The following is a 12330-nucleotide window of genomic DNA, read 5'->3' as shown; positions in this document are numbered from 1 at the left end:
CGATACGTGCCCATCCTGAAGGTGGTCGTGGGCAGCTCGGCGGGCCGGGGCAAGCGGCGGCTCAACAGCTCCGCCCCGAGGAGTCGTCGCCCTCAGCGGACGGGTGCGCCCAGGTAGCCGAGGACCGCGCGGGCGAATCCCGGGGCGGTACGCGGGCACTGCCAGCGGGCGAGGATCTCGGGCCCGGAGAGGTTCGCGGGTTCGGCCTCCTCGTCGAGTTCATCGTGGTCCTCCGGAAGCAGATCCTCGGGAAGCGGGTCGTCGAGGGCCTGGTCCACCGGGGAGCTCAGCACCTCCAGGTAGACGGGAAGGCGCTCGATCACATCGTCCACGTCGGCCTCGTACGGATGCCACCCGTGCGCGCACATCCTGCCGTCGTCACGCCGCACGACCCGGCTCAGTACGGCGACGACCTCGTCCTCGACTCCCGGACCGGGGGTGCCGAAGGCCATGTAGGGAGCGAGCGTCAGCAGGCCCAGCGTCCAGAACAGCACGGGATCGCCTTCCGGCCCCGGCGCCGTCGTATCGAGCCGGCGGGCGCAGCCACGCACCGTCTCGTCCTTGTCCCCTGCGTGGTAGCCGTGCCTGATCTCGTCCCAACTGCTGAACAAAGGACGCCAGTTGTCGGGCATCGTTATGGCCGTCGACATGCCTTGGTGCTCCTTTCGCGAGGTCTCGGATCCGGGACCATTCGATCACACGGGCGTGCGCCGACACCCGGGGACCGGTACGGCACCCGGCCCGGCGGAACCGCGCGATCGCCCGGGTGCGGCGGACGGGCCCTCGACGCGCGCTTCCGGTTCAGGCGGTGCCGCAGGAGCGGAGTCCGACCTCGGGGGGAGTGGGCGCGGCGGATCCGAGGGAGCAGGGAGACGCCTGATTCGCCGAGGAAGACGATCCGGGCCCGTGTGTTCACGGCCCCTTTCTGAGGCGCGGCTAAATACGCAGCGCGCCGGAGAATGCCGTGTGGCCGACGTCGGGGCGGCTGATCGCGAGCCAGCCGTGGCCGCGCAGGGTGGTGTCGGCGTTGACTTCCTCCGGAACGAGAGAGAGGGACCAGGCCGCTGCGTTGGTGTCGCATTCCCTGGTGGCGTTGGGTTCGTACTCCTCCTCGGGGTCGTCGCCGAGCGGAGTCTCCCACTCCATGGGATCCCCTTCCCACTCGGGGAGCTCGTTGCGCCGGTACCTGCGGCGTAGCACGCCGTCGAGGGCGACCGCCCAGATCATCGAGTCGCTGTGCTCGTCCTGGGAGAAGAACTGGGCCTGACCGCAGGCGGCGCTGAGACGTTCGAGGACGTCTGCGTAGTTCCAGACCGTCGGAGAAAGCGGAGTATTCGCGTAGACGAGCCGCCAGCCGTCCAGCTCGGGGGTGACGAACACCCGGTACGCCGTATGCCGCGTGCCGTCCGGGTCCGTGACGTCCACGGCGTCGTTCTCCGCGGCGGAGAGCCCCATGGAGAGGGTGCAGGGGATGCGGTCGTGGAGCCCCATGGCGTCGAAGAGTCCTTCGTACGTCGCCCCGGGGACGGCGATCCACTGATGATCGGGCAGGGAATCGGGTGTGTCCTGGGCCGCCTTGATGCGGATGAGCCGTTCCAGGGCGCGGCGGTCCCGCTCGTCGAGCAGATCAGCGGCCCCGATAATCGCCAGGGCGGTGAGCGCGCACCGCCTCAGGTGGGCCGGGCCGTCCCGGCGGATGTCCCGTAGTACGGAGCCGGTTCCCGTACCGATCGCTCCGAGGGTCTGCTCCGCCGCGTACCGGGTGTAGCTGTCCGCGTCGTTGAGGAACGGGATGACATCGGTCAGTGTGCCTGCGGCGGCCTCACCGAGATTCTTCAGCCCTCCGAGCGCCTGGAGTCGGATCTCCTTCATGGGGTGGGTCAGCGCCGCCCTGTACTGCGGGATGCACCGCTCGTCGAACCCGCGTAGAACATGGTCCAGTTCCCACCCGTCGGGGACCTTGTCGGCACGGGCACGGGCCGCCACCGTAATGTCGAACGCCGGCGGGCCGATCAGGCGCAGGGCATCGCGTAGTCCGCCGAGCGCGGACCGGGTGACGGTGCCGAGCGCAGCGACGAGTCCGGGCGCCGCGGCAGCTCCCGGCTCGGCCAGCCGCCGGACGATCCCGGCCGTCGGCTGGCTGTGCTTCGCCGCTTGTTCGAGCTCGGCTATCAGCGCGGTTTGATCCATGCGGGAGACGATATCCAAGCGGATCGGAAGCCCAACTGGCCACCGAGCGGAACGGCCGGAGCCGGCAGAGCATACGCGCGGCGGCAGCAATGTCTCCCTGGGCTCTGCGGGGCTCGTCCGGTTCCTGGTGTGCCGTTCATATCCGGAAGGAAGGTCGGGGATCGGCCGCCTGCATCGGCATAGCAGGCGGGACGCCGAAGCAGAGGAGGGCCGGCGGTTCTCCCTCCCCGGACTGACCGGGGAAGCGGCGGGCGAGGACTGCTGGATCACCCGGCACGGGCCGGTGCGGGGGACAACGCGGTCCGTGTCGCCGACATCCGTATCGGGTCCGGGAGCTGTGGGAGCAGGACAAGCTGCCGGCTCGGAAGCTGCTGGAGAGGGGGCGCGCCTCCGTCCTGGCCAGGCTCCCGCTATCGCCCGCTGACCGGCTCCGCCGCACGCGCTTGCCCACCGGGTCCGGGCCGGGTGACGTCGGCCCTCTCGCGGCCGACACGGTCCGGATCACGGCGGGGTGCCGGAACGCCACTCCCCGCCTGGACAAACGTGCCCCAGGGGCGCCCGCAGGGCGGCGCACGATCGAAGACGGGTGAGCTGCCGCCGACGCTTGCGCTTTCCGGTCCGTCCGTGAAGCACCCGCCGAAGCGCGTCAGGCGCTGGACCGGAGCGGGTTGCGGCATGCGCAGGAGAGGGAGGAGCGATCCCTTTCCGCTTTCCGCTGCGGACCGCGTACGTGATGGCCTTCTCTCGCATCGTGAGCGGATCCTTGCCGCGAAGTCCGGGAGTTCGCCGGCGGCGCCCCCGGCACGCGGCCGGGGGCGCCCAGCGGGATCAGGCGTTCATGAACTGGTCGACCCGCAGCGCCCGGTCGACGAGGCGTACGTCACCGAGGGTGCCGTGGAAGACCTGGCTGACGGCCCCCGCCCACTCGTAACCGCCGAGCAGGAACGGCTTGTGCAGCGAGGCCAGGCCGACGGCCTTCGATGTGGGGTTGCGGCCCTCCTCGCAGCCGTTCACGTAGAGCTTGCTGACCTTGCCGTCGTTGACGACGGCGACGTGCCACCATTCCTGCTGCTGGAGTATGTGGCTCCACGCGGTGGTCGCGCCGTCCATGTTCAGCGGGTAGGCGTTCCACTGGATTTCCAGTGAACCGCTGAGTCCCAGCGTCATGACCGGCTCGTCCGCGGTCGCCGAGGGCCCGTTCTTCCCGGCTTCCGCCGCGGTGCCGGCACGGCTGAGCATCGACGACCAGCCGTTGCGTCCGCTGGCCCAGTCGGCGGGCACCTTGAAGAACAGCTCGATGGTGTAGCCGTGCGGGAAGGTCTCCGCGTTGATCGGTGCCTTGTCGACGGTGCGGAGGTATGCACCGCTGACCGGGTTTCCCTGGCCGGCGAAGACGAGGCCGCCGTGTCCGGGCTGGTCGGGGTGGTGGTCGCCGGTCCAGGTCAGCGCGTTCGCCGCGGCGCCCGGGACCTGTCGGAGGACGAGGTCGTTGCCGTTGCCGGCCTGGTCCTGGACGACCGTACCGGCGGGCAGGCTGCGGCCCTCGGCGCCGGTGCCGTCGAACCGCCAGTACGCGAGGGTGCCGGGAACCAGCATCCGTCGGGCGGCCCGGGGACCTCGCTCCGCGACGGGGGCGAAACCGGCGAAGCGCTTGTCGAAGTCGATTTCCATGGAGAAGTAGTCGACCGGGGAGGTCAGCTCGATCTCCTTGGCCGCCGCCGCGTTCAACTCGTTCCGGGCCGCGAGCTCACGCATCCACGGCGAGAACGTCGCGATGTCGATCGTGCCCCGGTTGAGGTCGAAGCGGTAGGAGCGCAGCATGCCGGAGCCACCGTAGTAGCGGTCCTGGTAGTTGGTGATGTGCAGGTGCACGTCGTTGCCGGCGCTGTTCTTCTTCACGGTGGAGCCGGGCGGCCAGTAGTGGCCGTTCAGGGTGAGGAAGATCTGGTCGTTGTCCTTGATCAGCCCGTCCCACATCTGCTGCCCGTACGCGGAGAGTTCGGCTGATCCGTCGTCGTACGAGCCGACGATCTCGTGGGTCGTCACGATCACCGGCAGGGTCGGGTTCTCCTTGATGACCGCGTTGGCCCAGGCGAACCCCTCCGCGGACATGCGCCAGTCGAGGGCAAGAACCATCCAACGACGGCCGCCGGCACGGAAGATGTGGCTGGTGTTGTAGCCGTCCGGGCTGGACGAGTGGTACGCGGGCGACTTCTTCGCCCGGGCCGGGCTGAAGGTGTCCAGGTACGGCGTCGGGCCGCGACGGTCGTCCCCGCCCACGTCGTGGTTGCCGGCCAGCACACCGTACGCGGCGCCCGCGTCGTCGAGCATGTCGAACACCTTGGTCACGGCGGCGTACTCCTCGGCGCGACCGTTGTTGGTCACGTCGCCGAGGTGCGCGAGGAAGACGATGTTCTCGTCCCTCCCGCCGGCCCGCCCGGCCGGGTCGAGCACGTAGCGGAAGGACGCCTCCATCGGGGCCGGGTGGATCCGGTCGATGTCGAACATGTACTGCGTGTCCGGCATGACGACGAAGGTGAAGCGCGGGTTTTCCGGGTCCGGGCTCCATTTGCCGCGCGGACCTCGGCCGTTCTTCCTGTCATCGTGCGAAGCGGAGTCGTACGACCCGTACGCGTCCTTGTCCGAGGCGCGCGCCGATGTGGCGGACAGCAGCCCGGTCGCGGTCGCGGCCGCCCCGGCGCCCAGCACACCTGCGCCGCGCAGGAAGGTGCGTCGGCTCTTGGCCGCGAGCCCTTCGCCGTCGAGGTCCGCGGTGCGCGGACAGCCGCAGTCGGCCGAGTGCGCGGCGGCCTCTGCCGACAGGCTCCGCCCAAGGGCGTTGGCGCGGCTGTCGTCAGGGGATGTGTACATGCGTGCTCCAAGCGGAAGAAGTGGATGCTCGCACGCTAGGAAGGCCGCCAGTGCGAGGAATGTCGCCCCGGCGACCGCTGGCCCAACACTTCGACAACTCCGTGACCTGCGACGGAGCACCCGCCTGGTGCCACCGCCCCCCCCCGATGGAGCGGCGGGAGACGTCGAGGACCCCGCTGATCGAGGCGTTCCGCCGGCACCGCTGGAGACGCTGCTCGGCGCCGGCATGATCACCGTCGTGTACGTGATGTTCTATACGGCGGCCACGTACTGCACGACGTACACCACCGGAACGCTGGACATCCCGAAGAACGGCATGCTGGCGCCCACCCTGATCGCGGGCGCGGCGTTCGGCGTCGTGTGGGCGCGGTCCTCCTCCCCCTGCTCGACACCAGGTACTACGTGTTCATTTCGGTCGCGCTGAGCGGCGCGCTGCTCAGCATGGGCCTCATCTACGGCCCCACCGGGGTGGTCATGTACGGGTACGGCGCCGGTGCACGTCGACGGCCGTGTCGAGGATCCGGTCGATGTCCGACGCGATGCCGGGGTCGGTGTTGTTCAGGTGCCGCACGATCGCCGCACCCGCCGCCGAAACCGCCGGGGGAGGGGCGGGGGTCGTCCGGAACAGCGGCGTCATTCCGTGGACCTGGCGGAGGATCTCCTCCACCACGAACTCGTTGACCGGTCGCCCCTGTTCGCGGTGGCTGTCGGCGACCTCGTCGCTGAAGGCCGCGAGCCGCTCGATCCCGCACCGGTCGCCGAGGCGCGGCGCGACGAGCACCGCGACGACGGAGGCGAGGAAGTCGTTGAAGGCGATCCGGTCGGCCGGTGAGAGCGCTTCGTCGAGCGCCTTCGCCCTGCGATCCTTGAGGACGAGACATCTGATCTGATCGCGGAATCGGGGTTCTACCCGCATCTCGGCCGCCTCCTACTCGACGTGGGTGAAACTCATCAGAACGCACAGCACCGCGTCCTCGTACGCATCGAACCGGCCCACCTCGTCGGTGCGGAAGAGACCGTGGCCCCGCACGACGGCGAAGGCGGACCACAGGCCCCGGTGGTGGGCTACGCGGCCCGCGTAACAGGTCTCCCAGCCACGGTCGAGGACGACATGGGCGGCCTCCTCGCCCGGGGGCGTGTCCGGCTGCGGCCGGAGGGAGAAACGGTGCCGTTCGAGAGACTGCCGGAGTTCCGTGCTGACGTCCGGGATCGCCATGTCACCCTCCCCTGTCTGGTGGTTCGGTCCTGATGACTTCACCGGTGGGCCATCGCGGCGGCGTACGCGCGGAGGCTTCCCGGGGGCACCGCCTCGTAGTGACGGCGGGCGGCTCGCGCGAGGTCCGCCCGCGGCGGTCGCCGTGCGAGAAAATCCTTCAGGACGCGGGCCTGCGCGGCCCCGTTGAGATCCGACCACTCGCCGTGCGGGCCTCCGCAGGCGTCCACGAGGGCATCGAGGCAGTCGGCCAGGGCGAGCGACGCGTTGCCGTCCCAGTCCTCCAGCCATCGTTCTTCGGTCACCACCCGGGCGAGGCCGGCCAAGGACACCGGAGCGGCTGATGCGGGGACGTCGTCCTCGTCCGGGGGCCGCCGGGCGGAGCCGATCCCGAGCCGTATGCGCTGCTCCAGTCCGCTGAGCCTTTCCTGGGCGGCGCCGTTACCCCGGCGCGCGGCGAGGCCGTACCAGTACACCGCCTGGTCGTGGTCGCCGTACTGCTCCTCGTAGAGCTGACCGAGGTGAAGCGGGGCGACCGGGTCGCCCGCCCCGGATGCCCGTGTGTACCACTGCGTCGCCTCCAGGAGCGCCGCCCCGCCGACGGGCCCGGGCTCGATGCCCTGCATCCTCGCCTGGACCCGTCCCTCGGCGATCTGCCCGAGCCGGTTCATCGAGGGGGTGTGACCGGCTTCGGCGGCCCCGCGGTATTCCGCGGCGATGAGGGGCAGCCGCTCGACGCCTTCCTCGGTCTCCCTGCGGTAGGCCTCGCGGTAGACGTCCTCCGGGTCGGCGCCGGGTGCGGGCGGGGCGGCCGGAGCGTTGTTGCGGGCGAACACCCAGGCGGAGGCGTGGTCCTCGACCCGGCGGCCCGGTTCCGGCCTGCCGTGCTCGACGAGGTGATCGGCGACCACGCGGAAGATGTGGTCGAACGTGAGGCCGGCCGGTGCGCCGGGGATCCCCCCGCGCACGGTGTCCACGAGGGCCTTGGTGAAGTAGGTCTGCGGGTCGGGCACCACATCGTCCAGCTCGTGCCAGGACTCCTCGAACGCACTGCTGCTCATCACCAAGTACGTACCGGACACCGGCAGCATGCCGGCCGCGGAGAGGCGGCCGTAGTCCTGGGCGGCGAGGCCCGCGTAGCAGCAGTCGAGGACGGCGATCTTGACCGCGGCCTCGCTGGCCTGGAACGCGTCGCGCACGGCCTCGAAGGCCAGCCCGGTGGCGGCCGTGTAGAAGCCGTCCTGCCTGGTGTCGCCCACGGTGAGGCAGAGCCGCTCGCGGTGGTCGTAGATCCCGTGCCCGACGTAGTAGAAGAGGGCTACGTCCGTGGCGGCGGCGAGCGCGTCGATGAGCTCGACCTTGATCGTGCCGAGCGTGGACCGGTTGGGGAACTCCACGAGGGAACTCTCGGGCCACGGGCCGCACAGCGGGTCCCGGAGCAGCTCCCGCATCCGTGCGTAGCTGCGCCGGACCGCGGGGACCGACGGGAGGTCCGTGTAGTCCCAGTTGCCCATGAGGACGGCTCTCGACCGGGAGCGGTCCCGGTCGGCCGGGTCAGTCATCGCTGAGCAGCCGGTCGGCCATCTCGATCACCTGCTGCGGGTCGGCGAGGTTGTCGGCGGTGACGGTGGCGGACCGGTTGCCCCGCTTCATCGTCACGGTCACGGACGACCGCCGGGACCGGATGAAGACCGGCAGGGTCCGGATCGCCACCGCGAGCACGGCCGACGAGGGCACCAGCAACTGCAGCGTCTCGGCGACGCCGAGCTTGCCTTCGGCCGGTCCGGAGCGCTTCCGGACCACCTTGGCGTCCCGGACGGGCTGGAGGCGGCGGAACAGTGGGCCGACGTCGGCCGGTTCGGAGACCGTCAGCTCGACCACGTACGGCTGCGCGTCGGTGTCGGGGTGGTCTGCGGACATCGGTTCGGTCATGGGTGCCTCCGGTCGACGCTTCGTGCCCCACGCCTTGTGCCGGGCCGGGGCGGGCCTGCTCAGCGCTCATGTCCGCGCTCATGTCCTTGTCGCCCCCCGCACGCCTCCGTCCGCCCGGCCGCGCGACGCGAGGCGTGCCATCGGGTCCGGCCGGGCCGCTGGGAGAACGGGGGTGGCTGAGCCCGAGCGCCCCCGCGCCGGCGGACTATCGAAGCGGATTGGCGGGGTCGTCCGGGTCGTTGAGGTCGACGCCCTGCCGTTCCAGCTCCCGCAGGTCCTCACCGATCTTCCGCAAACAGGGATCGCACAGCGTCATACCACCCTCGAGTCCCTTTTCGCCGCACCTCTTGCATGAGCTCATCGAGTACTCCTCAACGGTCCCGTCGCACTGGCCTCATGTGCATTACCACGTCGTTTCCACACGGGAAAATACCAAACGACGCACAGCCGCGGGAGATTTACCGAATGTCGATCTTGGCTTGTTACCGGAATTCGACATTCCGGAGAAGGGTGGGCGCATTTCATGCCTGCACCGCCCTTGCGCGCGCGGGAGGGCCGACCGCGAGCACGCAGGCGGCGGCTCCCTCCTCGGCATCGGTCAAGACGCCTCGTCATGCCGGGAATTCCGACGCATGACTCGATAACCACCCTCGGAGGGTGCAGAATCCTCTGATCGGCCACATGAGCTTCACCCCGTGCGCGAACCGTCCGCAACAACTTCCGATGCGCCCCGCGACGCCCACGCAAGTCACGGATACGCAACCCGCCGAAATCGGCGAAGCGGGAAATCTTCGGTGCGGCCATCGACGGCCGTATCCGTTTCCGGCCGACTCGCGGAGCACCTGAAAACCCTCTCCCAGGTCGAACTCGCCACCGCCGAATGGACCGACCGGTACTGCCCCCGACGACTCCACGGTGGGATGGGCCACGTCCCACCCGTCGAGTACGAGACCAACTGCCACCGCGCGGCCCCGGAACCCCCAGGCCACCACCACAGTCTGAGGTCGCTGCCGAACCCGGAACGGTTCAAGGGGATCGAGGTGGTCATGCCGGCCGTTCGTACACGGAAACGTGGTGACTACTGGAGTCGGCCAGCGGCCGCCCTGACCAGCCGCCGGTACGCCGTACGAGGCGCAGACCTGCCAGTTCGGCCAGCAGGTCGAGTTCGCCGGGGGTGAAGTAGCGGAAGGAGACACGTACGTGGCGCATCCGGCCGTCGTCGAGGACCGCGTAGTCGGAGGTGTACTGCTGGCGGGCGGGGTGCAGCGTGCGGGTGCGGAGCACGAAGCCTTCGCCCGGTGTGTCCACCGGTTGGGTGCCGGTGCCGCGGGTGGCGAGCGCCTCGGGCAGATGGGCGTCGAGCGCGAGCCGTCCGCCGGGCCTCAGGCGCTGGGCGGCGGAGGCGAGACAGCGGCGCTGGGCGTCTTGGGTGTCGAGTTCGGCGAAGGTGCCGCCGGCCGCATAGACGAGGGCGTACCGTCCGGTGTCCGCCGGCCTCGGGGGTGCGGAGAAGTCACCGAGGGTGACCCGGACCGCGCTGCCGCCGGGTTTGGCGTGCAGTCGGGCGGTCATTTCGGGGGAGGCGTCGAGCCCTTCGACGGTGAGGCCCAGTGAGGCCAGTGGCAGGGCGACCCGGCCGGTGCCGCTGCCCAGTTCGAGCAGGGGGCCGGGCGGGCCTTCCTTGGCGAGGGCTGCCAGGAAGCCGACGGTGGATTCGGTGTTCGACGCGGCGAACCAGTCGTCGTACCGGTCGGCGAACAAGGAGGCGTAGGAGGACTGTACTGACGTGTCGTACGGGAACGCGGACATGAGGTCCTCCCGGTGCGGGTGTGATCAGGGCACGGAGCAGGGGTCGTTGCCGGTCCGCGTCGCGAAGCGGCACGCAGGGGCGGTCAGCCGAAGGGGTGGGGTGGCACTCCCGGTACCCGGTGGGCGTGCAGGGGTGATGTTCCTGGGGCGATCAGCCGGACGACGGCCAGGCCCTCGTCCGCCGGGGGGCCTGCGCAGTGGTCTACGGCGATCACTTCGCGTCCGGTGTGTGCGGCGAGCAGAGCGACCGGGGCCGGTTTCCGGGTGGGCCGGCGGGTCGGGACAGGAGCAAGGGGGTCGCGCAGGGCGGTGGCCGGTCCCGCCCAGCGCGTCAGCGCGTCCTGGGCGTGGAACGCCCATAGCGCGTGGTCAAGCTCGGTGCGTGGGACACCGGTGCGCGACAGACGGTCCCAGGCGCGGACGGCTACCGGTGTGGACATGCTCCAGCGGACCATCAGCGCTTCCCAGCAGGCCCGTGCCACTGCCTCGGGAAGGTCGTGGGCGGGGCCGCAGCGGGCTCCATACGTCTGATGGGTGCGGGCGGGCTCATGGACGCAGACGGCGACGGCCGTGGCGCCGGCCGGCGCGGGGAGGGCGAGTGCGGTGGCCTGCAGACCCTCGTGGTCGAGCAGGTGCCGCAGTTCGTTCGCATCGGTCGGCAGGGTGCCGCGGGCATCGAACGGGATGGGCGGATGGCGCAGCGGGTCACACCAGCTGCGGCGCACCAGATCACGTTCGAGGATCTCCCAGGCGGCATGCGCCGCAGCGGCGTCCGGGTCCGGGTGGGCGGCGACGCCGGTCGACCCGGCCCGGTGGGTGGCCGCGCAACCGGGCGGCGGGCGGTGCTGGAGGAACGCGGCGCCTGCCGGGATCCAGACGTCCTCACCGGACCCCGTGGCCCGGCCCCGGTACCAGAGCTGCCGTACCTCACGCGCGGGGGTTCGGCCGGGTGGTGCCAGGGCGGCAGGGCCTGCGGCGGAATCGGCGGGATCGGAGGCGGGGAAGCCGGCGCGGCGTAGCTCGGACCAGGTGCCGATGCGGACCGGGCCGTCGGCCGGCAGGCGCCGTGGGCGGCCCGCTTCGGCCTCGGCTTCCGCGGCCCGCCCGGCAAGTACATTGCCCATGCGTTCCATCAGTTCGCCGCGGGCGCGTCGTCCGACGTCGGACGGGGCGTCGCCGGCAGCGCTGCCTATCAGGACGGGAGCACCACCAGCGGCGCCGGTCGGGTTGAAGGACTTCGACCGGGCGGCGACGCGGGCCAGCAGCGCGCCGGGGGTGTGCGGCCACGGAGCGAAGACCTCCGGAGTCCAGGCCGTTGGCGTCCAGACGCTCACGCACGGCCTCCCCGCAGCCGGCCCGCACACGCTTCCTTCCGCTCGGCTTCCTCCGCCAGCAGGCCGGCCGCCCGGGCATGCACGGCCTCACCGGCAGGAGTGAGAGCGGCGCGGTGGCGGCCGAGCGTGTCGACGCCCTGGAACGCCTTTTCCAGCAGCCGGGTCCGGCGCTCGGCCACCGCCTCCCGCTGGGAATCCGACAGTGGCGCCCCTCGGTGGACCAGCCGGTACAGGAGCGTCTGGCGGACCAGGACGACCATCTGCTGGAAAAGCCCGGTCAACGGCCGGGGATCCGGCCGCAGCGGGGTCATGACAGAGTGCCGGGGGTCGATGGCGGATATGAGGAACGGGGTACTGAAGGCGGCGGCGTTGCAGCGGGTGTGGGTGCCTTCGTGGACCAGGGCGTCGGCCAGCCGGACCCAGCCGGGCAGACCGTCGCGCCCCACGGTCAGCCGGGCCGTATTGATGAACACGGCGCCATGCGTGGTGAAGTCGGTGAATCCGCTGATGGCCCGTCCGTCCAGCAGGACGATCTGGCTCACGTTCTCCTGCAACTCGGCCAGCATCGCAGGCCACACCTGCTCCAGTCGCTCGACGGTTTCGGCCAGTACAGCGGCCTGTCCGGGCTCCCACCCCCGGACGGCGGCGCCCGGTCCCTCCACGTCCCTCGTCGTCTCCAGTCCTTGCGGGAGTGAGGCGAGTGCCCGCCCGACCGCTGCGGCAAGGTGGGGTGCCGGGGCGGCGAGGTCGACCGCCCAGCGGCCGACGGTTTTATGGGGCGGAGGAACGGCTGCCGGATCCTCGCCGGCCGAGGCCGTGTGTTCCAGCGGGGCGGTCACGGGCAGCGGTTCCGCGCCGGCTCGGTGGGCGGCGGCCTTGCGGGCAGCGGACGCGCAACTGCTGCGCTACCCGGCGGCGCAGGTTCGGCCACAGGGGCGGCCGGCCGGCGGTATGGCGGGCGTCAAGCTGGCGGCGGGGGCC

The 12330-nt window shown here is 70.9% G+C and carries 11 protein-coding genes; 1 reads left to right on the top strand and 10 read right to left on the bottom strand.

Annotation, left to right across the window (positions count from 1 at the left end):
* Positions 1-92: 92 nt before the first annotated feature.
* From ABZ564_RS15870 to ABZ564_RS15860, 3 genes are all read right to left on the bottom strand, one after another.
* Positions 93-650 carry a hypothetical protein gene (locus ABZ564_RS15870; protein WP_360855787.1) on the bottom strand — a complete coding sequence of 186 codons (558 nt, stop codon included), beginning with the start codon at positions 648-650 and terminating at the stop codon, positions 93-95.
* Positions 651-936: 286 nt separating this feature from the next.
* On the bottom strand, positions 937-2190 hold the full coding sequence (locus tag ABZ564_RS15865; RefSeq protein WP_360855784.1) for a hypothetical protein: 1254 nt from the start codon (positions 2188-2190) through the stop codon (positions 937-939).
* Between the two features lie 828 nt (positions 2191-3018).
* Positions 3019-5061 (bottom strand): LamG-like jellyroll fold domain-containing protein, encoded by a 2043-nt coding sequence (locus ABZ564_RS15860; protein WP_360855781.1) that lies wholly within the window; start codon positions 5059-5061, stop codon positions 3019-3021.
* 127 nt (positions 5062-5188) lie between these two features.
* Between ABZ564_RS15860 and ABZ564_RS15855 the strand changes: the two genes are divergently transcribed.
* The gene (locus tag ABZ564_RS15855; protein WP_360855777.1) at positions 5189-5485 is read left to right on the top strand and encodes a hypothetical protein; all 297 of its coding nucleotides are present in this window, start codon (positions 5189-5191) and stop codon (positions 5483-5485) included.
* Positions 5486-5533: 48 nt separating this feature from the next.
* On the opposite strand, the gene ABZ564_RS15850 is transcribed toward ABZ564_RS15855, so the two are convergent.
* The 7 genes from ABZ564_RS15850 to ABZ564_RS15820 all read right to left on the bottom strand — a co-directional run bounded on the left by ABZ564_RS15850 (position 5534) and on the right by ABZ564_RS15820 (position 12188).
* Complete coding sequence (locus ABZ564_RS15850) at positions 5534-5977, bottom strand: hypothetical protein (RefSeq protein ID WP_360855775.1); 444 nt, start codon at positions 5975-5977, stop codon at positions 5534-5536.
* Between the two features lie 12 nt (positions 5978-5989).
* A complete protein-coding gene (locus ABZ564_RS15845) occupies positions 5990-6277 on the bottom strand; it encodes a hypothetical protein (RefSeq protein WP_360855772.1) in 288 nt (95 codons plus the stop codon).
* A gap of 38 nt (positions 6278-6315) precedes the next feature.
* A complete protein-coding gene (locus tag ABZ564_RS15840) occupies positions 6316-7836 on the bottom strand; it encodes a tetratricopeptide repeat protein (protein WP_360855769.1) in 1521 nt (506 codons plus the stop codon).
* A complete protein-coding gene (locus tag ABZ564_RS15835) occupies positions 7829-8206 on the bottom strand; it encodes a hypothetical protein (RefSeq protein ID WP_360855766.1) in 378 nt (125 codons plus the stop codon). The genes ABZ564_RS15840 and ABZ564_RS15835 overlap by 8 nt, the downstream gene beginning before the upstream one ends.
* Before the next feature lie 1044 nt (positions 8207-9250).
* Positions 9251-10015: a class I SAM-dependent methyltransferase gene (locus ABZ564_RS15830; RefSeq protein ID WP_360855763.1), complete on the bottom strand. Its 765-nt coding sequence runs from the start codon at positions 10013-10015 to the stop codon at positions 9251-9253.
* Positions 10016-10098: 83 nt separating this feature from the next.
* Positions 10099-11349: a YcaO-like family protein gene (locus ABZ564_RS15825; protein ID WP_360855760.1), complete on the bottom strand. Its 1251-nt coding sequence runs from the start codon at positions 11347-11349 to the stop codon at positions 10099-10101.
* Positions 11346-12188 carry an HEXXH motif-containing putative peptide modification protein gene (locus ABZ564_RS15820; protein ID WP_360855757.1) on the bottom strand — a complete coding sequence of 281 codons (843 nt, stop codon included), beginning with the start codon at positions 12186-12188 and terminating at the stop codon, positions 11346-11348. Before ABZ564_RS15820 ends, ABZ564_RS15825 begins: the two co-directional genes overlap by 4 nt.
* Positions 12189-12330: the final 142 nt, after the last annotated feature.

This window comes from Streptomyces sp. NPDC019224 (genome assembly GCF_040632605.1).
GTDB lineage: Bacteria > Actinomycetota > Actinomycetes > Streptomycetales > Streptomycetaceae > Streptomyces.
Note: the sequence above shows the minus strand (reverse complement) of the source record. Positions and strands in the feature narration are given on the sequence as shown.

Excerpts from the sequence above, each read along its gene's own strand:
- ABZ564_RS15860 (WP_360855781.1), bottom strand. The coding sequence starts at position 5,061 with ATGTACACATCCCCTGACGACAGCCGCGCCAACGCCCTTGGGCGGAGC.
- ABZ564_RS15865 (WP_360855784.1), bottom strand. The coding sequence starts at position 2,190 with ATGGATCAAACCGCGCTGATAGCCGAGCTCGAACAAGCGGCGAAGCAC.
- ABZ564_RS15850 (WP_360855775.1), bottom strand. The coding sequence starts at position 5,977 with ATGCGGGTAGAACCCCGATTCCGCGATCAGATCAGATGTCTCGTCCTC.
- ABZ564_RS15830 (WP_360855763.1), bottom strand. The coding sequence starts at position 10,015 with ATGTCCGCGTTCCCGTACGACACGTCAGTACAGTCCTCCTACGCCTCC.
- ABZ564_RS15845 (WP_360855772.1), bottom strand. The coding sequence starts at position 6,277 with ATGGCGATCCCGGACGTCAGCACGGAACTCCGGCAGTCTCTCGAACGG.
- ABZ564_RS15840 (WP_360855769.1), bottom strand. The coding sequence starts at position 7,836 with ATGACTGACCCGGCCGACCGGGACCGCTCCCGGTCGAGAGCCGTCCTC.
- ABZ564_RS15870 (WP_360855787.1), bottom strand. The coding sequence starts at position 650 with ATGTCGACGGCCATAACGATGCCCGACAACTGGCGTCCTTTGTTCAGC.
- ABZ564_RS15835 (WP_360855766.1), bottom strand. The coding sequence starts at position 8,206 with ATGACCGAACCGATGTCCGCAGACCACCCCGACACCGACGCGCAGCCG.